23 protein-coding genes are annotated in these 22,736 nt (G+C 70.3%); 12 read left to right on the top strand and 11 right to left on the bottom strand.

What is annotated here, in order from left to right:
• Positions 1–2 precede the first annotated feature (2 nt).
• A complete protein-coding gene (locus ACFYZS_RS33750; RefSeq protein ID WP_389021154.1) occupies positions 3–896 on the top strand; it encodes a carbohydrate ABC transporter permease in 894 nt (297 codons plus the stop codon).
• Positions 897–1,035: 139 nt separating this feature from the next.
• Entirely contained in the window at positions 1,036–2,493 is a 1,458-nt protein-coding gene (locus tag ACFYZS_RS33745; RefSeq protein WP_389021151.1) for a GH1 family beta-glucosidase, read from the top strand.
• 61 nt (positions 2,494–2,554) lie between these two features.
• Here ACFYZS_RS33745 and ACFYZS_RS33740 read toward each other — a convergent pair whose 3' ends face one another.
• Positions 2,555–3,073, bottom strand: a complete 519-nt coding sequence (locus ACFYZS_RS33740) for a cupin domain-containing protein (RefSeq protein ID WP_389021486.1) — start codon at positions 3,071–3,073, stop codon at positions 2,555–2,557.
• 124 nt (positions 3,074–3,197) lie between these two features.
• On the opposite strand from ACFYZS_RS33740, the gene ACFYZS_RS33735 reads away from it, so the two are divergent.
• Complete coding sequence (locus ACFYZS_RS33735) at positions 3,198–3,764, top strand: TetR/AcrR family transcriptional regulator (protein WP_389021148.1); 567 nt, start codon at positions 3,198–3,200, stop codon at positions 3,762–3,764.
• A 63-nt stretch (positions 3,765–3,827) separates the two neighbouring features.
• On the opposite strand, the gene ACFYZS_RS33730 is transcribed toward ACFYZS_RS33735, so the two are convergent.
• Complete coding sequence (locus tag ACFYZS_RS33730; protein WP_389021145.1) at positions 3,828–4,688, bottom strand: MBL fold metallo-hydrolase; 861 nt, start codon at positions 4,686–4,688, stop codon at positions 3,828–3,830.
• A 335-nt stretch (positions 4,689–5,023) separates the two neighbouring features.
• Here ACFYZS_RS33730 and ACFYZS_RS33725 point away from each other — a divergent pair, with 335 nt between their 5' ends.
• Positions 5,024–6,061, top strand: a complete 1,038-nt coding sequence (locus tag ACFYZS_RS33725) for an alcohol dehydrogenase catalytic domain-containing protein (protein WP_389021142.1) — start codon at positions 5,024–5,026, stop codon at positions 6,059–6,061.
• 598 nt (positions 6,062–6,659) lie between these two features.
• Here ACFYZS_RS33725 and ACFYZS_RS33720 read toward each other — a convergent pair.
• Both ACFYZS_RS33720 and ACFYZS_RS33715 read right to left on the bottom strand, forming a co-directional pair.
• Positions 6,660–7,496 carry a hypothetical protein gene (locus ACFYZS_RS33720; RefSeq protein WP_389021140.1) on the bottom strand — a complete coding sequence of 279 codons (837 nt, stop codon included), beginning with the start codon at positions 7,494–7,496 and terminating at the stop codon, positions 6,660–6,662.
• Positions 7,497–7,727: 231 nt separating this feature from the next.
• Positions 7,728–10,211 (bottom strand): helix-turn-helix domain-containing protein, encoded by a 2,484-nt coding sequence (locus ACFYZS_RS33715; protein WP_389021137.1) that lies wholly within the window; start codon positions 10,209–10,211, stop codon positions 7,728–7,730.
• Between the two features lie 162 nt (positions 10,212–10,373).
• Here ACFYZS_RS33715 and ACFYZS_RS33710 point away from each other — a divergent pair, with 162 nt between their 5' ends.
• The 3 genes from ACFYZS_RS33710 to ACFYZS_RS33700 all read left to right on the top strand — a co-directional run bounded on the left by ACFYZS_RS33710 (position 10,374) and on the right by ACFYZS_RS33700 (position 12,022).
• Entirely contained in the window at positions 10,374–10,601 is a 228-nt protein-coding gene (locus ACFYZS_RS33710) for a hypothetical protein (protein ID WP_389021134.1), read from the top strand.
• A gap of 193 nt (positions 10,602–10,794) precedes the next feature.
• Positions 10,795–11,133: a hypothetical protein gene (locus ACFYZS_RS33705; protein ID WP_389021131.1), complete on the top strand. Its 339-nt coding sequence runs from the start codon at positions 10,795–10,797 to the stop codon at positions 11,131–11,133.
• Positions 11,134–11,257: 124 nt separating this feature from the next.
• Entirely contained in the window at positions 11,258–12,022 is a 765-nt protein-coding gene (locus tag ACFYZS_RS33700; RefSeq protein ID WP_389021128.1) for an SAM-dependent methyltransferase, read from the top strand.
• Positions 12,023–12,125: 103 nt separating this feature from the next.
• On the opposite strand, the gene ACFYZS_RS33695 is transcribed toward ACFYZS_RS33700, so the two are convergent.
• Positions 12,126–12,476 (bottom strand): VOC family protein, encoded by a 351-nt coding sequence (locus ACFYZS_RS33695; protein ID WP_389021125.1) that lies wholly within the window; start codon positions 12,474–12,476, stop codon positions 12,126–12,128.
• 184 nt (positions 12,477–12,660) lie between these two features.
• Here ACFYZS_RS33695 and ACFYZS_RS33690 point away from each other — a divergent pair, with 184 nt between their 5' ends.
• The gene (locus tag ACFYZS_RS33690) at positions 12,661–13,056 is read left to right on the top strand and encodes an Imm1 family immunity protein (protein ID WP_389021122.1); all 396 of its coding nucleotides are present in this window, start codon (positions 12,661–12,663) and stop codon (positions 13,054–13,056) included.
• A gap of 49 nt (positions 13,057–13,105) precedes the next feature.
• Here ACFYZS_RS33690 and ACFYZS_RS33685 read toward each other — a convergent pair whose 3' ends face one another.
• Both ACFYZS_RS33685 and ACFYZS_RS33680 read right to left on the bottom strand, forming a co-directional pair.
• A complete protein-coding gene (locus ACFYZS_RS33685) occupies positions 13,106–13,555 on the bottom strand; it encodes a hypothetical protein (RefSeq protein ID WP_389021518.1) in 450 nt (149 codons plus the stop codon).
• A gap of 92 nt (positions 13,556–13,647) precedes the next feature.
• The gene (locus tag ACFYZS_RS33680; RefSeq protein ID WP_389021515.1) at positions 13,648–14,178 is read right to left on the bottom strand and encodes a hypothetical protein; all 531 of its coding nucleotides are present in this window, start codon (positions 14,176–14,178) and stop codon (positions 13,648–13,650) included.
• Here ACFYZS_RS33680 and ACFYZS_RS33675 point away from each other — a divergent pair.
• Positions 14,128–14,430 carry a winged helix-turn-helix transcriptional regulator gene (locus ACFYZS_RS33675; RefSeq protein WP_389021119.1) on the top strand — a complete coding sequence of 101 codons (303 nt, stop codon included), beginning with the start codon at positions 14,128–14,130 and terminating at the stop codon, positions 14,428–14,430. The two genes, ACFYZS_RS33680 and ACFYZS_RS33675, sit on opposite strands and share 51 nt — an antisense overlap.
• Positions 14,431–14,716: 286 nt before the next feature.
• On the opposite strand, the gene ACFYZS_RS33670 is transcribed toward ACFYZS_RS33675, so the two are convergent.
• The gene (locus ACFYZS_RS33670; protein WP_229334112.1) at positions 14,717–15,553 is read right to left on the bottom strand and encodes an undecaprenyl-diphosphate phosphatase; all 837 of its coding nucleotides are present in this window, start codon (positions 15,551–15,553) and stop codon (positions 14,717–14,719) included.
• 614 nt (positions 15,554–16,167) lie between these two features.
• Between ACFYZS_RS33670 and ACFYZS_RS33665 the strand changes: the two genes are divergently transcribed.
• Positions 16,168–16,782: a hypothetical protein gene (locus ACFYZS_RS33665; RefSeq protein WP_389021116.1), complete on the top strand. Its 615-nt coding sequence runs from the start codon at positions 16,168–16,170 to the stop codon at positions 16,780–16,782.
• A 26-nt stretch (positions 16,783–16,808) separates the two neighbouring features.
• On the opposite strand, the gene ACFYZS_RS33660 is transcribed toward ACFYZS_RS33665, so the two are convergent.
• The 3 genes from ACFYZS_RS33660 to ACFYZS_RS33650 form a co-directional block, all read right to left on the bottom strand.
• On the bottom strand, positions 16,809–17,159 hold the full coding sequence (locus ACFYZS_RS33660) for a hypothetical protein (protein WP_389021113.1): 351 nt from the start codon (positions 17,157–17,159) through the stop codon (positions 16,809–16,811).
• 64 nt (positions 17,160–17,223) lie between these two features.
• A complete protein-coding gene (locus ACFYZS_RS33655) occupies positions 17,224–17,643 on the bottom strand; it encodes an SRPBCC family protein (protein ID WP_389021110.1) in 420 nt (139 codons plus the stop codon).
• A gap of 11 nt (positions 17,644–17,654) precedes the next feature.
• A complete protein-coding gene (locus ACFYZS_RS33650) occupies positions 17,655–18,116 on the bottom strand; it encodes a MarR family winged helix-turn-helix transcriptional regulator (protein ID WP_389021107.1) in 462 nt (153 codons plus the stop codon).
• Between the two features lie 526 nt (positions 18,117–18,642).
• Between ACFYZS_RS33650 and ACFYZS_RS33645 the strand changes: the two genes are divergently transcribed.
• Together ACFYZS_RS33645 and ACFYZS_RS33640 are read left to right on the top strand one after the other, a co-directional pair.
• Positions 18,643–20,310, top strand: coding sequence for a M4 family metallopeptidase (locus ACFYZS_RS33645; protein WP_389021104.1), 1,668 nt, complete (start codon positions 18,643–18,645; stop codon positions 20,308–20,310).
• 213 nt (positions 20,311–20,523) lie between these two features.
• Entirely contained in the window at positions 20,524–22,602 is a 2,079-nt protein-coding gene (locus ACFYZS_RS33640; protein WP_389021101.1) for a SpoIIE family protein phosphatase, read from the top strand.
• Positions 22,603–22,736: the final 134 nt, after the last annotated feature.

The following is a 22,736-nucleotide window of genomic DNA, read 5'->3' as shown; positions in this document are numbered from 1 at the left end:
CCATGGCCCACGCATTCGACACGACGACAGCCAAGGTGCCGCGCCCCGGTCGTCTGCGGCCGTCGGCCGGCCGCCGGCACCACGCAGGACCGCTGACCTACCTCCTGCTGGGGCTGGCGGCCCTCCTCTCCCTCTTCCCCCTCTACTGGAACGTGGTCGCCGCCTCCCACTCCGGCGAGCGCGTGGTGAAGGCACCGGCCCCGCTCCTGCCCGGCCCCCGGCTCTTCGACAACCTCGCCTTCGCCTGGAACCAGGTCGACATGGGCGAGGCGCTGGTGAACACGACGATAGTGGCCGGGCTCGTGGCCCTGTCCACCGTCCTGTTCTCCACCCTGGCCGGATTCGCCTTCGCCAAGCTGCCCTTCAGGGGCCGGGGCGCCCTGCTGGCGCTCGTGGTGGCGACCATGACGATCCCGCCGCAGCTCAGCGTGATCCCCCTCTACCAGATCATCACCGACCTAGGCTGGGTCGACCGGCTGCAGTCGGTCGTCCTGCCCTCGCTCGTCGCCGCCTTCGGTGTCTTCTTCATGCGCCAGTTCCTCATCGAGGCCCTTCCGGTGGAGCTGGTGGAGGCGGCCCGCATGGACGGCGCCCACAGCCTGCGCATCATCTGGCACGTGGTCTTCCCGGTGGCCCGGCCCGCGATGGCGGTCCTCGGGATGCTCGTGTTCGTCCAGGCCTGGAACGACTTCTTCTGGCCCTTCATCGCGCTGACCCCGGACGGGAACCCGACCCTCCAGGTGGCCCTGGCCGGCCTCGGCACGGGCAACCACACCATCAACCAGGCCGTCGTGCTGACCGGTGCGCTCATCTCCACCCTGCCGCTCCTCCTGGTCTTCGCCGTGCTCGGCAAGCACATCGTGGGCGGCATCACCGCCGGCGCCGTCAAGAACTGACGGCTCGACGGCGGGTGCGCCGGGGAACGGACCGCGCGTCCGGCACCCGATACCCACCCCCTCGCCCAAGCATCACGTCTTCCCGCAGCACCTTCATCCGGCACCACGAAATCGACACTTCCGTTGGGAGCGCTCTCCTATGACCGCGTCCGAAACGACCGCACCCGAGACCCGGCCGCTCATGGCCGCCCGCACCTTCCCGCCCGACTTCCTGTGGGGCACCGCCACCGCCGCGTACCAGATCGAAGGCGCGGCCCGCGAGGGCGGCCGGACACCGTCCATCTGGGACACCTTCTCCCACACCCCGGGCAAGGTCTTCGAAGGCCACACCGGTGACGTGGCCGTCGACCACTACCACCGCTACCCGGAGGACATCCGTCTGATGTCCGAACTGGGCCTGGGCGCCTACCGGTTCTCCGTCTCGTGGTCGCGCGTACAGCCGACCGGCCGGGGACCGGCCGTCCAGAAGGGCCTGGACTTCTATCGACGGCTCGTCGACGAGCTGCTCGCCGCGGGCATCGAGCCCGCCCTCACCCTCTACCACTGGGACCTGCCCCAGGAACTCGAGGACGCCGGCGGCTGGCCCGAGCGCGCGACCGCCGGGCGGTTCGCCGAGTACGCGGGCTTCGTCGCGGACGCCCTCGGAGACCGGGTGAAGCTCTGGACCACCCTCAACGAGCCCTGGTGCAGCGCGTTCCTCGGCTATGGATCGGGTGTCCACGCCCCGGGCCGCACCGACCCGGTCGCCGCACTGCGCGCGGCCCACCACCTCAACCTCGCTCACGGCCTCGCCGTCCAGGCCCTGCGCGCCGCGCTGCCCGGGGACGCTCTGGTCGCCGTCTCCCTCAACCTCCACGAGGTCCGCCCCCTGACCCCCTCCGCCGAAGACCGTGACGCGGCCCGGCGCATCGACGCCGTCGGCAACCGGATCTGGCTCGGTCCCATGCTCGAAGGCGCCTACCCCCAGGACCTGTTCGCGGACACCGCCCATCTGACCGACTGGTCCTTCGTCCACGATGGCGACGCCGCCGCGATCCATCGGCCACTGGACCGGCTCGCCCTCAACTACTACACCCCGACGGTGGTCTCGCACGTTCCGAACGGGGGGCAGAAGCCGCAGGACGACGGGCACGGCAACAGCGAGCACTCTCCCTGGCCCGGGGCGGACGAGGTCGCCTTCCACCGGGCGCCGGGCGAGCGCACCGCGATGGGCTGGCCGGTCGACCCGAACGCCCTGTACGACTTGCTGACCCGAACCGCCGCCCGCCATCCGGCCCTGCCGCTGATCGTCAGTGAGAACGGGGCGGCGTACGAGGACGAGACCGGCCCCGACGGCACGGTCCACGATCCGGAGCGCGCCGCCTACGTCCACGCACACCTCGACGCCGTACACCGGGCGATCGTCGACGGGGTGGACGTACGCGGCTACTTCCTCTGGTCGCTGCTCGACAACTTCGAGTGGGCGTACGGATACGCCAAGCGATTCGGGGTCATCCACGTCGACCACGACACCCTGGAGCGCACTCCCAAGTCGAGCGCGCGCTGGTACGGGGCCGTGGCCCGGACGGGCGAGCTGCGTGCTCCGGGCGCCGCGTAGCCGGTGCGGACCGACTCGTTTCGAGGGGCGACGAGGGTGGCGCCGGGGGTGCCCGCCCCGGTCAGAAGCCGGGCGGGGGCGTCAGATGGAACCGGGAGATGACGTCGGGCAGCCAGGGGGGCCGGCCGATCTCGAGCCCGTACTTGGTGGCGAGCACCGGTATCGCGTCCTCCGCGGGCGGCTGCCCGTCGGCGAGCAGCTCGGCCAGCTCGCGGAAGAAGTGCTCGAATCCGGCCGGGCTGATGATCTCGATCATCCGGGCCGGTACGGGGCCCGCGTTCCACATGGTGTGCAGTTCCCCCCGCGGCTTGGTGATGTAGCCGCCGGAGCCCAGAACGGTTTCGCGGTCGCCGGAACGGAAACCGATCTCGCCCTCGGTGACGATCGAGTACTCGTCCTCACGGGTGTGCAGGTGCGGCGGCACCAATGCGCCGACCGGGAAGGGGTGCTCCACGACGGAGACCGCACCACCGGTGTCCTCCCCCCACAGCTTGAAGACGACCCCGATCGAGCCGAGGAAGCCTTCGTCCCCTTCGCCGGGGCGAACGATGGTGAGCGGCGGGGCCAGCGGCTCTGTCATGGCGATCACTCCCGACAGTATTTGGAGATACACTGGCGTTTATCCAAATAGTCTCCACCGTGGAAGCTCGGGGCGTCAAGTTTTGAGTGAACAGCAGCGTTCTGTGAAATCGCGTGGCTACGAGATGCGAAAACGCGCCGACGACGTCAACCGGACGCGGCAGCGCATCATCGAAGCCGCCGTGCATCTGCACGGGACGGCGGGCCCGGCATCGACGAGCATCGCGGCGATCGCCGAACACGCCGGGGTTACGCGGCTGACCGTGTACCGGCACTTCCCGGACGAGACGGCACTGTTCGAGGCGTGCTCGGGGCACTGGCTGTCGCGGCAGAGGCTGCCCCGGCCCGAGGTATGGGTCGCGTTCGAGAACCCCTTCGAGCGGCTCACGGCCGGACTCACCGACATCTACGGTTTCTACCGCTCGGGCGAGCAGATGCTGACGCTCGTCATCCGCGACCAGCACGCCGTACCCGAGTCGATACGCGAGGCCCGGGAGGAGATGGCCCGGAAGTACGTCGAAGCCCTGGCCGGCGCATGGCCCGAGGCCGGATCCCCGCTCCGGCGGGCGGTGATCGGCCATGCCGCGGCGTTCACGACCTGGCGCTCCCTGTGCCGGGAGCAGGGGCTCACGGACCGCGTGGCGGTCGAGGTGATGGTCGCGCTGGTGGAAGCGGTCGGCACGAAGCCTTGAGGAGGCCGGAGGGGCTGCCGGGCCGCCCGACCGGGTGGTGGGAGGGCGCGGCCGGCCCGGAGGTCAGTCGCGGTACACGATGATGAAGGCGCCGCGGGGATGGGAGCCCGACTGTCCGGCCGTCTCCGCGAGGGCGCGGCGCAGGTCGTGCAGGTGGGTGGTGGCGAGCTGGAGCGCGGGCTCCTCCGGCTGGTAGGTGGTGCCCCGCGGGTAGTCGGTGTCCGGTTGCGTGGTCATCTCGATGTGGCAGCCGAGGACGTGGGTGATCGGGCGGGTCGCGCAGAAGTCCACGAGCCGGTCCACCGTGTCGGCGTAGGCGGCCCGGTCCTCCACGTAGAGCCGTCCGGGGTAGAGCGAGTCGCCGGTCAGCAGCAGACCCGTGTGCCGGTCGTGGAAGACCAGGGCGGCGCCCTGGTGGCCGGGCCCGGGGATGAGGTCGAGGACACGTCCGCCGAGGTCGAGCTCGGCGGTGCGGTGCGGCCAGTCCTCGAGTCCGAAGTGGGCCGTGACCTCGTCCAGCCCCGGGCCGACGATCGTGGTGTCCGGTCGGTCGGCGAACTGCCCGTCGCCCGCGATGTGGTCGCCGTGCCCGTGGGTGTGGGCGACCGTCAGCCCGTACCGTACGCGGGGATTGCGCGTCAGCCAGTCCTCGATCAGGGCGTCGACGGTCGCGCGCAGGGGGAAGTGGCCCGGGTCGGCGGTGGCGCCGGTGTCGAGCAGGAGCGCCCGCTCGTTCCCGAAGAGGAGGAAGAGGAACGGCGCTTCGTAGTGCACCGACTTGTTCTGGCGCAGGACCACCGTGTTCCCGGTGTAGGCATGCACCTGGATCTCCGGGGCGGGGTCGTGCTTGGGGGACGGCCAGCCCGCGTGCCACACGGCGTCCAAGCTGCCGGGGACCGGGGCGTCGGCGAGGAAATCGATCACGCCCCCAACCTATAGCCGCCGCTCTCCGATGGCGTGCGTCGCGCGGACGGGAAACGGTGGAGGTGGTGAGCGCCGACACGGCGGGTCGGAGCACCTGGCACCTGGCCGTGCAGACGGGAAGGGAACGGCGATGACGGACTGGAACGGCACGGCTCCGAAGAAGAACGCCGCGGCCGAGGAGCCGGACCGTGCATCCGAACGGCCCAACGGCACCCTGCGCCTCGGTCCCGGCTGACAGCTCGCACTCCGCCCCCGCCGGAGCCCCCTCCGGCTTGCACGGCACACCGCACCCGGCTCACACGGCAGACCGCACCTGTACGAAAGGCGAGATCCCCATGCGTGCCACCTTCCTGTACGGCCCCGGCGACGTGCGCGTCGAGAACGTCCCCGACCCCGAGATCGTCGAGCCCACGGACGCGATCGTCCGGATCACGCTGGCCTGTGTCTGCGGCTCCGACCTGCACCCCTACCACTCCATGGACAAGACCGAGGAGGGCGTGCCGATGGGGCACGAGTTCCTCGGCATCGTCGAGGAGACCGGCTCCGACGTGCAGCGCTTGAAGCGGGGCGATTTCGTGGTCTCCCCGTTCGCGTACGCCGACAACACCTGTCCGATCTGCCGGGACGGCTTCCACACGGCCTGTCCGCACGGCGGCTGGTACGGCGCCCGCGGTGTCGGGGGAGCGCAGGCCGAGGCCGTCAGGGTGCCGCAGGCCGAGGGCACCCTGGTGAAGATCCCCGCGGACGTGGACACCGCCCTCCTGCCCTCACTGCTCACCCTGAGCGACGTCTACCTGACCGGCTACCACGCCGCCCACATGGGCAGGGTCGAAGCCGGCAAGACCGTCACCGTCATCGGCGACGGCGCGGTCGGCCTGTCTGCCGTGCTGGCCTCTCGCCGCATGGGGGCGGAGAAGATCATCCTCATGGGCCGCCACACCTCCCGCACCGACCTCGGCCGGGAGTGGGGCGCGACCGACGTGATCGCGGAGCGCGGCGAGGAGGGCGTCGCCAGGGTGATGGACCTGACCGGCGGCGAGGGCTCGCACGTGGTGCTGGAGGCGGTCGGGCTGATGCCGGCGTACGAGCAGGCGTACGGCATCGTCCGCCCCGGCGGGATCATCTCCCGCGTCGGCGTCCCGCAGTACGAGGAAGCGCCCGTCGGGTTCGGGTCGCTGTTCGGGAAGAACGCCGGCCTGACCGGCGGCCCCGCCCCCGTACGCGCCTACATCGAGCAGGCCATCCCCGACGTGCTGGAAGGCCGAATCGACCCGGGCCGGGTGTTCGACGCCGAGGTCGGCCTGGACCGGGTCGCCGACGCCTACAAGGCGATGGACGACCGCAGCCGGCTGAAGGTGCTGGTGCGCCCCTGACCGCCGGAGCGCCCACTCCCGTACACCCGAACGACGTCACCCACGCCCAGCCAACTCGGCAGCACAGGCGCCCAGAACGCGGTCGCGCCCAGCCCGCCGAGGGTGGCCGGGACGATCGCCGCGAACGGCAACCGCCACAAGCACGGGGGCAGGAGCAGCAGGGGGATCGCATGAGCGACGATGGAAGCCCACGGCGGCACCGGCCGTTCGGTGGCGTGTGCAGTCGTGGGCGGGTTGAGTTCGCTGAGCGCCGTCATGGCATCAGCCTGCTCCGTCCTCGGCAGACGGTCGTCACCGCTGAGGCGGTACCGCCGTCAGCGCGGGGGAGCCCTGTGCCAGACCCTGGGATGACGCGTCGACTCTCCATGACTTCGGACAAGGGGGCCGGATGGCGTTCGAAGGCGTCAGGGACGATGGGCTCGTGCATGTCCTTCCATCTGTGGAGGATGCGGCGGCCGGGTGTTTTTCGTGTTGGCGGATCACCTCCTGACCATGATCTAGGTCCGCTGGGTGCCTTGGAGCTGTCGTCGTGCGCCCTGGCGCACGGCAGCCCTGGACCGACCTCGAACGCTCCGCTCGTCGCCTTGCCCACCGTGTGTCAAGCCTTCTGGCGGGCCGCCTTGTAGAGCTTGACGGTCAGCGCGGCGACTTCCTCCTGCGACGGACCGCTGCCGCCGGTCATCGGCTGTGCCAAGTCGATGACGTTGACGCCACCGAGGGTGGAGCGGTCGGCCCAGGCGCAGACCGGGAACTGGAAGTCCGCGGCTCCGCTCTTCGGGGCATCGACACCCTTGTCGTGCGTGACCTTCACGTCCTGGCACTTCATGAGCGCACCCTCGAAGCCGGCGGGCTTCACCGCCCTGGGGCTGCCGACGCGCTGCATCACGAGCCCTCGTGGCTTCCCGTCGCCTTTGAGGCCTTTCTTGGCCACGTTGGCGAAGTAGTCGTCGAGCGCTCTGGCGGGGTCGGCGATCTCGCCGTAGAGGCCGTCGAAGGTCAGTCGCCTGCCGCCCACCTTCGCCGGGTCGTCGGCGTCAGTACTCTCAGCGTTGTAAATTCCGGACGCCGCGCGGGCGTTACTCACCCCGCGGCTCTCGGCCTCCTTCCTCTGTTCGGCGCTCAGCGCGCCCGGGGTGTTGCCCGGACCCGACTTCTTGTAGGCCTCGACCGACGCCGGGGCGACGAGTGTGTAGCCCTTGGTGCCGTCGCTGATTTCGCTGTTGCTCGCGCTGTCACCGATGCCGCCGCCGTCGTCGTCGGCGTCGCCGCCGAACGCGAAGTACGCGCCGCCCGCGATCACCGCGAGGGCGACGACCACGCCGCTGACGATCAGACCCGCCTTCCTCCTCGGAGCCGGCTGATATGGCTGGAAGCCGCCGGGGGCGGCGCCGTACTCGGGCTGCCGGCCGTACGGCCCGGACTGGTTGTGGCTCATGCGCGCTGTCCCCTTTGCCTACGGTTCCGTGATCGGTGTCCGACTCCCGAAGCGGCTGCTGCCGCGAGCCGGACGTCCCGATGTTGGTGCCCCGTACCGTCCGGCCGACAGGCCAAGTGACCGGCCATCGGTGACCGGCCGCCGGGTGACCGGTCCTCGGCGTTGCCCGCGGTCCGTGCCGGTACCGCGGCCGGGGCCTCGGCCTCGGCCGTGGACGTCATGCTCCCGCGGTCACGGGGCGCCGGTCGTGGGAGGTGCGAACGTGGCCGGTGCGAAGTCCCGGTGCCGGCCACGGAAGGCGTGTCCGAGGTGGTGCTGGAGACGGACGTGGCGGAATTGGTACACGGCTCCGGTCTGGCGCAGCACCCCCCGGTCGTAGGCGTCGTCCAGGAACGCGGCGGGGTCCCAGGGGAGCCGCCCGGCCAAGGGCAGCCAGACACGCGCGAGCACGATCCATTGGCCCCAAGCGGTGAAGGTGAGGACATAGGAGGCCGCGCCGCCCAGGCCGCCGACCGCGCCGATGAACAGGCTGTCCTGGACTCCCCAGTTGAGTGGACCCACCGCCCCTTGGAGCAGGTGGACGATCAGGTACCCGCCGAAGGCGATGGCCAGCGTGAACGCCGGAGCAAGGATGAGGAACTGCCGGGCTGCCGTCGTACGGTTCGAGGACAGCAGGCTGACGGGGGTGGCCGCCGTCGTGACGTCCACCGGTGCTTCGAGTGCGGCCATGAGCCCGAAGACGACACCGGCGGCCGAGCCGAAGACGAGCCCGAGGACCAGCATGTTGATCAAGGTGCCTTCGACGATGCGCGGGTCGGTGACGGATGTGCCCGCGGCCAGCGCGCGTCCGACGGTGAGGGCACAGGCGCATCCGACGCCCAGGACGGCGCCGCCGATCAGGCCGCGTCCGAACCGGCCGAGGAACGTATGCAGGGGGCGGCGCCCGAGGCTGTCGTGCGCGGGGCGCAGGGTCAGGCGGATACGGGCCGGTTCGAAAGCCGCTCCACCGCCGGACCTGTCCGCCATGGCGTAGACGGCCCCGAAGGCGAGGCCTGCGGCGGGCCCCATGAGGACGCCCTGCAAAAGGAGTTCGCCGACGGAGAGCGGGGTGAGCAGGAGGCCTACCAGCCAGTCGGCCAGGGTGATGCTCAGCGCGGTGGCCAGGACGAAGGCCAGCGTCCGTATCGGCCGTGACAGTGAATCGCCGAGCTGCCACCACGCCAGGTCCTGGCGCTCGCGGTCGAGGCGGACCAGGTGGTGGGCGAGGTGGCCGAGCCAGCGCTCGGCCCGACCCGGGTCCGCGTACGGTGCTCTCGGCTGTCGGCCGGCCGCATCGCGTTCAGGTGCGCGCCGTCGGTAGACCGCAGGCACGAAACCCGCCAGCAGGTGTTCCTCGAGGTTCTTCGCCGAGGGGAACCGGGTGGCGTCCAGGAGTTCGGCAGGATCCCGGTCGGGCGTCTCGCTGTAGAGGGTACGGGCGAGGATGACCATGAGCGGGGTGGTCAGCACCGCGGCGAGGTTCGTGTGCGCAGGACCCTGGCACGTGCGCAATTCCGTGAGGACCGCGTCCCACGTCGAGCCGGGCGCCCCAGCGCCGGAGGAGGCGCTCCCCTCGGACGGGACGGTACGTGCGGTACATGCGGTGCGTGCAGTGCGTGCGGTGCGGGGCAGGTAGTCGGCGAGGTCCTCGAGGGTGAGGTCGGTGAGCTCGATGCCCCCGGCCCAGACGAGCGGCGCGTGGGCCTCCAGGACCGCTTCGGCGTACTCGTCGCGCCGGCTGGTGAGGACGAGCGGTGAGGAGGTCGCGTTGAGGGCGTCCAAGGCGTCGTGCCGCAGGCCTTCGGCGATCTCGTCGAACCCGTCCAGGACGGGCAGGATGAGGTCGGCGTCGACCAGCACGGCGGCGAGAGTCGCCCCGCCGGAGCTGCGGCGGGCCAGATGGGGGTGGTCACGCAGCAGCCGGTCGATCAGCCAGTCCCGCAGCGCGGTGGTCGACGGGTCCCAGGAACCGATGCTGAAGAGGACCGGCACACGGCCGTGCGGGGCAGTGGCTTCCAGCAGGTCCAGGACGAGCCTGATCGTGAGGACGGACTTGCCCGAGCCGGCCCGGCCGAGGATCACCATTCGTCCGGACGGGATGCGCAGGTAGACCTCGGCCATGCTGCGCAGGTCGCCGCCCAGATCCACCTCACGCGGGGTCTCGCCCGGTCCCAGGCGCTGGATGTTCTCGGCTCGGTCGGTCAGAACGGCGGGCGCCGGCTCCCACCGTACGGGCAGGGGGAACGGGTCGTGGACGCGGCGTTGCGCCTCCTCGCGGCGCCAACGGCGCCGGACCTCCGTCGCCAGCTCCTGCGCGGCGTCCGCGAGTACGTGGTGCACGGGTGGCCGGGAGGGTGGTGCGGGTGCGGGTGCGGGTGCGGGTGCGGGTGCGGGTGCGGGTGCCGGCTGTCCGGGGCCGCTTCGGTCGGCACCGGTGCCCCGGGTCGCCGTGGACGAGCCGGCAAGGGCAGCGGCCAGGCGCAGACGGTCCGCTTCTCCCAGGCCGAGCGCGTCCGCGAGCAGATTCACCGTCCCCATCCGGTGGTTCGTGGACGTGCCGCTCTCCAGTCGGCGAATGGTGCGCTCGCTGACCCCGGACCGTTCGGCCACCTGCTCCTGCGTCAGGTCCGCTTCATCGCGCAGCTTGCGTAACAACGTGCCGAGGTCCTCTGTCATGCAGCACCCCCTCTGATTCACCAGTACGAACGGCGGTGAGCCTACCCGTGGCCGCCGGTCACAAATGGCCGGGCGTCTGACCTGTTCAGCGGCCATGGCCGAGGCCACTGTCGGGGTCGGCGCCCCTGTACGCATACGGAGGACGGAAAGCGAGGAGCCGAGGTGGCCAACCGCTTCTGGTGCGGAGAGTGCAACTTCAAAACGCCCTGGGTCGACGCGTCCGAGGGTCGGCGCCGGCAGATCGAGCACTACGCCCGCAAGCATCCCGGCACTTGCCCGGCCGGCCAGATCGAGACCCGAAGGCGCGGCCCGGGGAGGCGCACTGGATGCCTGCTGCTGGCGGCCGGCGCCCTCGTCCTGCTCGGCATGGTGGCCGCGTGGCGCCACTGAACGCCTGATGCACAGCACATGCCCGACATCTTCAGGAGGTTGATTCATGTCACACCAGCCCGCAACCCCGCGTCACGACGGCCCTTCCCGCCCTTCCGGTCCTCCAGTGCGGCGCCGTCCCGGCACCGCCACAGCCGCGGGCGGACTCGGTATCGCGTACGGATTGGTGGTGGCGTGTGCCGGAGGGGTCGGAATGGTCTGGGGACTGAGCTCATTCGGTGAGGTGGGATGGTTGGTCTTCCTCTGCGCCTTCGTCATCCCGTTCGGCATCGCCCTGATCCGCAACGGGGCCAAGGTGCTGTCGGGGCAGCCCCAGGCGGGTCCTCGGCTGAGCCAACTGCTCGTGGCACCGGCGGGCCTGTCCGCTATTGCCATCGGGAGCATGGTGGCTCAGGCGGACTTGGCCGCCGGTGAAGCGCAGCAGCAGCTGGCGGGCTTCATCACGGCCTTCGTGGTCTCGGTCGTGGCGATCGTGCTGACCGAGGCGCGGTCCACGAAGGCATATCTCGGCCTGGGCTCTGACGTGGCGTGATCCGTTCGGTCCTCACTGATGCCAGGTCGCCGCGCAGGTGGGCAGAGGTCGACTGTCGGTTCCGTCGACCTGCGCAGACAGGAAAGGAGTTGCGCCGGGGGCGGGCGGGGGTTTGAGTTCGTCCGTGACTGCTTTGGACGATCTTGTGCGGCCCGACCGCTACCCGCGTTCCTCCCGCTACGATCCGGCCTGGCTCGTCGGCCTCGACATGGGCCCGAATCCGTTGTGGCTCTTGGAGGACTTGGTTCGGGACCTGGATCTGCGGCCCGGGATGCGGGTCCTGGACCTCGGCTCCGGCAAGGGTGCCACGTCCGTCTTCCTGGCCCGGGAGTTCGGCGTGGACGTCGTCGCCGCCGACTGGTGGATATCCGCGGAGCATGCGGCCGCCGTTTTCGCCGAGGCGGGGGTCGCCGACCGAGTGACGGCGGTACGGGCGGAAGCCCACGCCCTGCCGTTCGAGGCGGAGAGCTTCGACGCGATCGTGAGCATCGACGCCTTCGAATACTTCGGCACCGCCGACGGCTACCTGCCCTACCTGGCCCGCTTCCTCCGCCCCGGCGGTCAGCTCGGCGTGGCCACTCCCGGCATGACCCGCGAGGTACGCGATCTCGGCACGATCCCGCCCCACATCAAGCGCGTGGTCGGCTGGGAGGCGATCGCGTGGCACACGGCGCAGTGGTGGCGGTTCCAGTGGGAGATCACCGAACTGGTGGACGTCACCTCCGCGCGACTCCAGGAGGACGCCTGGAAGGACTGGCTCTTGTGGGCGCGTGCGTGCGCCGAGCACCAGCCGGACGGTGAGAAGGCCAACCGGCCGGTGATCGACATGCTCACCGAGGACGGCGGGGAACACCTCTCCTTCGCCCTCTTGACCGCCCGCAAGCGGTAGGCGGACGACAGCCTCCCTTTGCCGGGCGACCACCCCGCACGGCTCGGCCCGTACGGCCATCGGCAGATCACGAAGCGGGACTGCGGTCTCGTCGGCTGTGGGGTCACACGTCGTGGGCGAGGGGGTGCAACGGTTCGTACAGCGGAAGTTCGGCGCCGCTGGGCATCCGGACCGCGGTCAGTTTGCCCCAGCGCTGTTCGCTGACCGGGCGGGTGATCTCGACTCCCTTGGCGCGGAACTCGCGGAGCTGGGAGTCGAGGTCGTCGCACATCAGGTAGAACTCGTGCCGGGGCGGGCCATCGGCCGGGTGTACGGCCACTTCGGCCGGGGGCAACTTGAAGATGAGCCAGCCGCCGCCCGCGTCGACGCCGGGGAAGTCGAGGACGTCACGGATGAAAGCGCGGTCCGCCTCGGCGTCCTGGCTGTAGAGGATGACATGCGCACCGCTGATCATGGCCGGCCCCTGTCCATCGACGTGCTGACGGTAGTGTCCCCGGCATCCTGGCACGCCAAGGCCAAGATGGTCCTCGGCTGGGTTCGGTGACACGGCGACCGAATCGAATGCTCTACGGCCGCTCTCGACGGTAGCCACGGATGTGAGAATGGGGACCCCTTCCGGCGCTCGAGACAGGAGCATCTTGACCACGGCCAACCGCTGGCACCTGCGAGGCTCTGTCGGTCACTCCTACTCCGGTGAGGAAGCTCGGCAACTGCTTCGACACCGGTGGGACTGGGCGAGCCAGGAGACGTGGTTCGAGAATGGAGCGGGGCGGCTCCTGGCCGTGGTGAGCAACGGCGAACGCGCGATGGTCGTGTTGCTGGACGGGGAGGGCGACCCGGGTGAGCATCTCGTCGATCCACGCGGAGAAGGCTCCTCTGGTGGCTATCTGCTGTCCAACGGACAGGTCGACAGCTACGCCGACCGGGACACTGTCGCCTTCGACGTGGCCGGCCGAGCCGTGGCCCACTTCATCGAGCACGGCACCTGGCCCGCCGAGGTGACCGTTGAAGACGACCGGCCCGCAGACGAATGACGGCCCGCCCCCGACAAGGGGACCGGAGGGGGGCCGCCGTTCCGCGGTGCTAGATGCCGAACATGACCACCACCAGGAACGCCCCGACAGCGGAGCCGACGATCAGCGGTTCTCGCACACTCGGGTAACGAAAGGTTGATGCCGCGCGCGATCGAGTGAGAGCCGTGTCGAATCCCACCCTGAGCGACCCGTGATCGAACGGTTCCGCCAGGACATCCACCGCGTTCGAACCGCCCCATCTCCCGTTTCGACGTCGGGACGGGCCGTCGGTGCGGAGCCGATGGCCGGCCCCATGCGGGGCAGGGCAGAGGCTGACCGCGCAGGTCATCGATCCGATCAGCGACGCGCACTCGGCCATGCAGCCGAGCATGCCGCCGTGGATGTTGCCGATGCCGCCGAAGACGGCTGCGGTGAAGGCCTTGAGGCTCATCAGGAAGCCCATGTTGCGGAAGATCCCGCCGTGCGCGAAGCCGATGAACTGGACGATGCCGTACGCCATCGTGGAGTCAATGGCGATCGGCCATCCAGTCGAGGGGCAGCCGTTGGCCGCCCCGCCCGCCGCGCGGACCGCCGACGGACCCGGCTCGCTTCTCAGGCGGCGCCGGCTTGTGAGGCATCCGCGGCCTCCGCGGAGTCGGTCGTGTTGGCGGCGGCGACGGCGATGGTGCCCGGTCGTGGCTTGCGGACGAGCGGGAGCGTCGCGCACGCGGCGAGCAGGGCGGCCGCGGCCACCGCGTACCAGCCGTGCCGGAACGCGGCGACGGCGTGTCCGGGGGCCGGGGTGCCGAGGATGCCGACCAGGACCGCGACGCCGAGGACCGCGCCGATCTGGCGGCCCATCGAGGTGATGGCCGATCCGGTGGCGAAGCGGGCCGGCGGCAGAGCGGCCGCCGACACCCCCGTCAGGACCGGGAACGTCATGCCGACGCCGAGGCCGGTCAGCAACATGCCGGGCAGGAGCGAGGCCGCGTAGGCCGATCCGGTGTCCAGCGTCGCGGCCCACGCGTCCGCAACACCGGCGCCCCCCGCGATCGCCTCGCCGCCAGACTGCGCGCACTGGCCGAGGCGGGCGTGGTCGAGCGCCGTGCCTACAGCGAGCGCCCCTTGCGATTCGAATACCACCTCACGGAAGCCGGCCGCGATCTCGCACCGGTGATGCACGCGCTGCTGGCCTGGGGCGATCGCTGGGCGGTGGACACTCCACCGGTCGCCTTCCGGCATCGCGCCGGGCATGGAGAGGGGTCCGAGCACGAGCACGACCTCGAGCTGAAGTCGACGTGCCGGACCTGTGGCGAGGAGGTCGAGTCGGGGAGTCTCACGATCGACGTACGGGCGCCCGGATGGGATCGGGCCGGGCCGGTCGAAGGCTCCTGAACTCGGCGGCGATCAAGAAGTGAAGGGGCCGCCGCTCCATCGGCCGACGGAACCGGCTGGGCATGTCCTGCGGCCGGGTTGAAAGGTGGCCGCGCAGGCGAGCGGGGGATGCGCCGTCCGTTTCGGCTCCACCGCCTGACGGCGAGATTCTCACCGCCCCGCCTGCGGTTTCGTCACCCCGGGGCCGGAGGGCGGGCGGGCCGATCGCCCCCGCTGATGCCCGGCGCAGCGACCGCGTGGGCGCACGGCGGGGGCGTACGGCGGAGGCTCGGCCCGTACGTGCTGGTCAGGCGGCGAGGACGCCGGTACCGAGGAGTCCGAAGAGCAGGATTCCGACCGCGATGCGGTAGATGACGAAGGCGTTGAAGGAGTGCTTGGCGACGTACTTGAGGAGCCAGGCGATGGAGGCGTACGCGACGGCGAAGGAGACGGCGGTGCCGACGACCAGGGGCAGCGTGTCGACGCCGGCGCCGACGGCGTCCTTGAGTTCGTAGAGGCCGGCGCCGGTGAGGGCGGGGATGCCGAGGAAGAAGGAGAGGCGCGTGGCGGCGACGCGTTCGAGGTCGAGGATGAGGCCGGTGGACATGGTGGCGCCGGAACGGGAGAAGCCGGGGAAGAGCAGGGCGAGGATCTGCGAACAGCCCACCAGCATTGCGTCCTTGAGGCCGGTGTCGTCCTCGCCGCGCTTGTGGCGTCCCATCTGGTCTGCGGCCCACATGAGGCCGCTGCCGAGGATGAGGGAGCCGGCGACCACCCACAGGGAAGCCAGGGTGCTCTCGATGAGGGGTTTGGCGGCGAGTCCGACGACCACGATGGGGATGGTGGCGTAGATGACCCACCAGGCGAACTTGTAGTCGTGGTGGTAGCGCTCTTCGCGGTTGGCGAGGCCGCGCCCCCATGCGGTCATGATCCGCACGATGTCCTTGAAGAAGTAGACCAGGACCGCGGCGATCGCTCCGACCTGGATGACCGCGGTGAAGGCGACGACGGCCTTGTCGTCCACGGGGATGCCCATCAGCCCCTCGGTGATCTTCAGGTGGCCCGTCGAGGAGACCGGCAGGAACTCGGTGACCCCCTCGACGATGCCGAGGACCGCTGCCTGCCCGATGCCGATGGTGCTCAATTCGTCCGTCCCTGGGGTTGGTTCGATCTGCTGCTGGTCAAGCGGAGGCTCACCGCCGCGCGGGCCGGGGCTGCGGACTCGGCGGGGCGCTGCGGGAGGCCGCCCGGCATCGCGGGCGCGCCCGGAACCCTTTCCCCGTGGTGCAGTTGAACACCGGGGGTGCACGCCACGAGCCGACTATAGCGTCTACTGCGATGTAGACGAACGTAAGGGTGACCGCGCTTCGGGCAGCCGGGTGCCCCGCTTCGGCGGGCGTGTGAACGCGGAGCGTGTCGGCGGCGAGCCGTATTCACCCCGGTCTACGGTGGATTCGAGGTCCGGCGCCGCGCCCGCCGTTCCGGGCGAGGGTCCCAGGCGTGGTGGCCGACGCCGTCGGGGCAGCCGCCCCGTACGCCTTCACCTGCGAGGAGCGGCACATGAACCCGACAACAAGGGGGACCGGCACCCTCCGCAACGCCCGACGCCATACGACCTTGACGGCACATGCGATCTGAGCTGCCACGGGGCGCGGGGAGTAGCCGGTCGTGAGTGGAGAGAACCCGTCCGACACGGACCGTATGAGCCCGCGGGGTCCGCGGGCGAGATCTGCCGTCCACACCGAGAGCCGCTGGCCGATGGCCGCGGCAGTCATCGCTTCCGCGGTGCTCACCCTGCTCCTGCCGGACGACCTGCGTCTTGGACCCCGATTGGCGCTGCCCATCGCCGAAGCGCTCCTGCTGCTGGTGCTGATCTCGGGAGACCCCGGTCGGATCAGCCGCCGCTCGACCGTCTTGCGCTCAGTGGCGATCGCCCTGGTCGTCGTGCTCGCGGGCAGCTCCATCTGGTCGACGGTCCAGCTGATCGACGACCTCATCCACGGCGGGCACGAGACCAGCTCCGCCAATGCCCTCCTGCTGGCCGGCGGGAGCGTCTGGGCCTCCACCGTTCTCGCCTTCTCCCTCCTGTACTTCGAACTCGACAGCGGCGGGCCGGCCGCCCGGGCCCACCACATGCCCCCCACTCCGGCACTCGCTTTTCCCCAACACCTCAGCCCCGAGCTGAACGCCGCGCACTGGCGCCCCCACTACATCGACTACCTCTACCTCGGGTTCACCAATTCCACCGCGCTGAGCCCCACCGACGTCATGCCGCTCGCTCCCTGGGCCAAGAGCGTCATGACCCTCCAGTCGATCCTCTCCCTCATGATCCTCGGCCTCGTCGTCGCCAGGGCAGTGAACGTCCTGGCCTGACATGGCCCGGCGGCGAGTGGTCGTGCTTAGACGACCACCCCGCCCGGCGGGGGTGGATCCGTCCGGGTGACGCACCGGACGTGCCCCGCCCACGAGTCCGGTGCGAGGGAGGACCATGCGACGTCGATCTCGACGCCGTGGAAGGTACGGGTGAGCTCCGCAAGCTGTGTGAAGAGCGTCCTCTGCACATCCTCGACGGCTGCATCGGCGGGCGACGCGACCTTGCCGCATCCGCCACGCGAGTCGTCGGCGGTGAACGTGTAGGGCCACACGCCGTCGCCCGCCAGCAGGATGATCACTCTCGGGATGCCGAAGGGGGATCCCTTTTTCCTCGGCTTGGTTCGTCTCGCCACGGCATCATCCAACCCGATGGACATCGAGCCCGGGCAGCCGGGCAGCCGGGCAGCCGGGCGGCCGCGCGCAGCGCTGGCGCGGGCAGGCTCAAGCGCCGGCTTCCAGGTTGCGCTTGAGGGTGGCGAGCTCGGTGTCGACCAGGGCGATCTGCTCGTCGAAGAAGGCGTCCGTGAAGGCCGGCGGCTGGAAGAAGGTGATCATGAACTCGGAGCCGGCGCCGTTGGCCACGACGCGGGCGGGGACCTGCCACGAGGCCTTTTCCTCGACGTAGTCGTGATCGAGGATGCCGAGTTCGGCATTGCCGCGGATGCGGAGCTTGGCGGGGCCGTGCGGGGTGGTCATCAACCACCACTCCGGATCGTCGGTGGGCTCGATCGCCTTGACGTTGACGATCGCCCAGGCGGGCCAGTTGGCCGCGTCGGCGATGAAGGCGAAGACTTCGGCGGCGGGACGCTCGATGGTGACGGTCTTGGTGACCGAGCGGGCCGTGGTGGGGGTGGTGCTCACGGTGGTGCCTTTCACGTGATGGGCGGTGGGGTGGGTTGGGGGTGGGCTTCCCCCAGAAGGTGACGGATCCACTCCTCCAGCTGGTGGCGCTGGTCCGGGTCGAGGCCGGCGAAGAAGTGGGCGTCGTTGCGGTCGGCGATCTCGGCCAGTCGTGGGGCCAGATCGCGTCCGGTGTCGGTGAGTGCCAGCCGCAGGGTGCGGCGGGATGCGGGGTCCGGTTCGCGGGTCATCAGGCCCTTGGCGGCCAGTCGGTCGACCAGGCGGGAGACCGCGCCGGCGTCGATGTCCAGATATCGGGCCGCTTCCCGTGTGGTGGTCGCGTCGCCGCGGTGAACGGTGATCAGTACCGCCCACTGGGAGACGGTCACGCCGTATTCGGCGAGTTCTCGTTCGAACCGCCCGTGGACTTCGTCGGAGAGCCGACGGAGCCAGTAGCCGAGATGGTCGCGCAGGCCGCTGCTGGAAGCTGTCACCCCTCCAGATTGAATGTCGCGACAAGTGTTGTCAAGACAACACTCGGCGCTTACCGCGAGTGAGGGCGCGGGCCGTGAGGGTGATGGCGGCCGGGTGGTGGTGGTTCCGGAGAGCTGGGCGACTCGCCGCTGCGTCTCGATGGACTTCGCGGCCTGGTGGGCGATCGTGCGGTGGTCCGCCCCGCGGAGCCGGCTGCCGAGTCCTGCGCGTCGGACTGTCTGCGGCTGCAGGTCATCAGTCGGGCTGCTGAAGGAGAGTGAGTACCAGTCAGATCCGCGTCATGCTGCGGCACTTCTTTTCGTGCATGTTGCGGATTCCTGTGTGATCCGTGTCGGCGCGTATCGGGATCTTGTCCTTTCCGTGAAGAGGCGGGCGGCGAATCCGACATGACTGGCCGAACCATCATTTACGCCCCGTGACATGTCCACGGTCGTCCTGAGAGTCTCCCTGGTCATCAAGGCATTCCTCCTTGCAGAGGTGGGCGGCGATCCCGCCCAACTCCCCACGACTCTCTGGAGAAACCGCATGATCACGCCTTCCCCCACCGGCGGCAGGGCACGCCGTCTCGCCCTCGTGTCCGGCGCCGCCGTCCTCACCGGCACCCTGCTCGCTGCCGGCGCCTCCGCCGCGTCGGCGGGTGCCGTCCAGGAGCGCGTCGACGGCAACTCGCCGGCAGCCACCGCCGTTTCGATCGGCCTCGGTGCCGAGGAGCAGCTGGTCGTCAAGGACGTCATCAAGGACGCGGACGGCACCGTCCACACCCGTTACGAGCGCACCTACGCCGGTCTTCCGGTGCTCGGCGGTGACCTTGTCGTCCACCGCGCCGTCGACGGCGCCGTCAAGGCCGTCACCAAGGCCACTGAGGCCGACATCAAGGTGGCTTCACTCACCCCGAAGGTGAAGCCGACCGCCGCCCAGTCCGCCGCGGTCCAGGCCGCCGAGGCGGCGAACACCACGGGTGCCGCCACCGGCGACGTCCCGCGCAAGGTCATCTGGGCCGCCGACGGCAAGCCCGTCCTCGCCTACGAGACCGTCGTCACCGGCACCCAGCGCGACGGTGTCACCCCGAGCCGCGTGCGCGTCGTCACCGACGCCAACACCGGCCAGAAGCTGCACGAGGCCCAGCTCATCATCGACATAGCCGACGGCATCACGGCCAAGGCCGGGTCCGGGGCCGCCGGTCAGAGCGGCGCCGCGGTCGCAGCGGCGGGCACCGGCGCCAGCCAGTACAGCGGCACCGTCAGCCTCAACACCACCAAGTCGTCGAAGGGGTACAACCTCGTCGACAGCGTGCGCGGCGGATCCAGCACCGTCGACCTCAAGCACCGTACGAGCGGCTCGGGCACCGTCTTCTCGGACGCGGACAACGCGTGGGGCAACGGCAGCCCGGTCAACAACCAGACCGCCGCCGTGGACGCCGCCTACGGTGCCGCCCAGACCTGGGACTTCTACAAGAACGTCCTGCACCGCAACGGCATCAAGAACGACGGGCGGGCTCCGGTCTCTCGTGTCCACTACGGAAACGCCTACCAGAACGCCTTCTGGGACGACCAGTCCTTCACCATCACCTACGGCGACGGGGCGAGCAACCAGCACCCCCTGACCCAGCTCGACGTGGCCGGCCACGAGTTCAGCCACGGCGTCACCTCCGCCACGGCGAACCTGCAGTACTCCGGCGAGTCCGGCGGCCTGAACGAGGCCACCTCGGACATCTTCGGCACCGCGGTGGAGTGGAACGCGAACAACGCCCAGGACCAGGGCGACTACCTGCTCGGCGAGAAGATCGACATCTTCGGCAACGGCAAGCCGCTGCGCTACCAGGACAAGCCGAGCAAGGACGGCCGCGGTTCGGCCGACTACTGGAGCGCCGGCGTCGGCAACCTCGACGTGCACTACTCCTCCGGCGTGGCCAACCACTTCTTCTACCTGCTGGCCGAGGGCAGCGGCGCGAAGGACATCAACGGCGTGCACTACGACAGCCCGACCGTGGACGGCTCCACGGTCACCGGCATCGGCCGCGACAAGGCGGTTCAGATCTGGTACAAGGCGCTGACCGCGTACTTCACGTCCACCACCGACTACCACGGTGCCCGCGAGGGCACGTTGAAGGCGGCCACCGACCTCTACGGCGCGAACAGTGCCGAGGTCACGGCAGTGAGCGCCGCCTGGGCCGGGGTGAACGTCAAGCCCTGACCTCCGATCCTGAACGACGCGGCGCCGCACCGGTTGCACACCGGTGCGGCGCCGCCGCGATTGCGCGGGGCGGCCATGCGACGAGCCGCGGCTACTCACCGCAGACCGGCCATGACCGGTCAGTAGCCGCCGGCGCCGCCGGGCGAGGGTGCGCTGCGGGTGCCGCGTTTCCCGCCGGGGACGATACTGAAGGCCACGGTGCGTGGAGGCGACATGCGTGAACCGGAGCGTCGTGGCCCGAAGCCCGCCTCGGTGCCCGTCATCGAAACGGCAGCGGTCGTACTGGACGACGCAGGCGTGGTCATGGCCCGCTCGGAGCTCGCCGCGACCCTGCTGGAGTGTTCACCGGGTCAGATCTGTGCTCCTTTGCTGGGACTCCTGCCCCGCGCCGGTACGGAAGGGGGACCGGCCCGTCGCCTGGTCACCGTTCCGGGTGGCGATCAAGCGGGCCGAGAGGTCCCTACGACCTCTCTGGTCTGCACGGTCGTCCGGCTTGCGGTCAACACTCCCAGCACCTCCGATGCCGCCGCGCAGTGGCTCGTCCTGGTCACCCCGGCGGAAACCGCCGTGGAGATGGCGGAGCGAGACGCGCGGCGACGCCGCACGGGGCTGTCCCACGCCGCCGCCGAGGGCATCGGTGCGTCCCTGGACGTGATCGAGATGGCCGAGACCCTCGTGAACCTGCTCGTTCCCGATTTCGCCGACCTGGCGACCGTGGACATCGCCGAGCAGGTGCTGGTGGGCGACGAGCCCCCGCACCTCGACACCAGCGGCGACGTCCGCCTGCGGCGGACCGCCGCCGCGCAGAGCCCGGAGATATCCGCCGAGAACCTCCTGGCGGTCGGAGAGGCGCTGCCGCCGGTGACGGACGGTACGCTGATGCGCCCCCTCATGAAGGGGCTGCCCGTGCTGGTACCGGACGTCGCCGTCCTGCACGCGAAACTGGGCGTGGATCCGGAGAACCTGCGGTTGCTCGTCCCGAGCCGGGCGCACTCCTCCGTGGCGGTGCCGCTCTACGCCCGGGGCCTGATCCTCGGCTGCGTCACGGTCTGGCGCAGTCAGTTGCCCTCCGCGTTCAGCGAGGAGGACGCGACCCTGCTGCAGGACGTCGTCTCCAGAGCCGCGCTCGGCGTGGACAACGCACGCCGCTACACGAAGGAACACCAGTCGGTTGTGGCCCTTCAACGAAGTCTGCTGCCGCGCTCGGCCTTGGAATCCGTGGCTGCGGAGACGGTGGGCGTCTACCAGCCGGCGGGTGGCGGGGTCGGGGTCGGTGGGGACTGGTTCGACGTGATCCCCCTGCCCTCGCTGCGCGTCGGGTTCGTCGTCGGGGACGTCGTCGGCCATGGCCTCGACGCCACCGCGGCCATGGCGCGACTGAGGACCGCGGTGCAGGCCCTGGCCGACCTCGACCTGGATCCGGGTGAGCTGCTCACGCACCTGGACGACCTGGTGCTGGGTCTCTCCAGCGAGGAGATGGCCGGCGATTCCCGCTCCGAGACGGCGATGCTCGGAGCGACGTGCCTGTACGCCGTCTACGACCCTGCGACGGGAAGGTGCACCGCCGCCACCGCGGGACATCCGCCGCCCGCCCTGCTGTCGCCCGGTGACGAGCCGGCCTTCGTCGGCATGGCGCCGGGACCGCCGCTCGGAGTCGGCGGAATGCCGTTCGAGGTAACGGAGTTCGCGGTTCAGCCGGGCAGCATCCTCGCGCTCTTCACGGATGGGCTGGTCGGCAGCCGCGACGGCGACATCGAGGAGGGAATGGAGAGGCTGAGAAGCTCGCTCGCCGGCGCGGACCCGAGCCGCATGCTGGGCGAGATCAGTCAGAGCATCTTCGACAGCGTGCTGCCCGCAGAGCCCGCCGACGACGTCGCTCTGCTGCTCGCCCGCACCCGCGCGCTCTCCTCGGACCAGGTCGCCGAGTGGGAACTCGAACCCGACCTGTCGCTCGTCGCGCACGCCCGTGAGCTGGTGGTGGGCCAGTTGGGCGAATGGCAGCTGGATGAACTGGGCTTCGTGACGGAACTCGTCGTCAGCGAACTGGTCACGAACGCGATCCGATACGCGGGCGGACCGGTGAGGCTACGGCTGATCCGCGACCGGGTGCTCGTGTGCGAGGTGTCCGACCCCAGCAGCACCCAGCCGCGCCTGCGTCGCGCACGTGAGTCGGACGAAGGCGGGCGCGGCCTCTTCCTCGTGGCCCAGCTCACCGACCGCTGGGGCTGCCGCTTCACCGGTACCGGGAAGACCATCTGGACGGAGCAGCCCATAGGAGGGCTCCTCGCCTAGGGGGTGTCAAAGTAGCGCCGTGCGCCCGAAGGGCGCTCACGCGGCGTCCGGTGCGTGCTCTCGGTGTGCCGGGCGGAAGCCCGTGTACTGGACGTACTCGGGATTTCGTCCGGTGCGCCGAGAGCGCGTGCCGG

The sequence above is a fragment of the Streptomyces sp. NPDC001903 genome, from assembly GCF_042891345.1.
Taxonomy (GTDB): Bacteria; Actinomycetota; Actinomycetes; order Streptomycetales; family Streptomycetaceae; genus Streptomyces.
The sequence above is the reverse complement of the archived record's forward strand: the minus strand, read 5'-3'. Positions and strand labels throughout refer to the sequence as shown.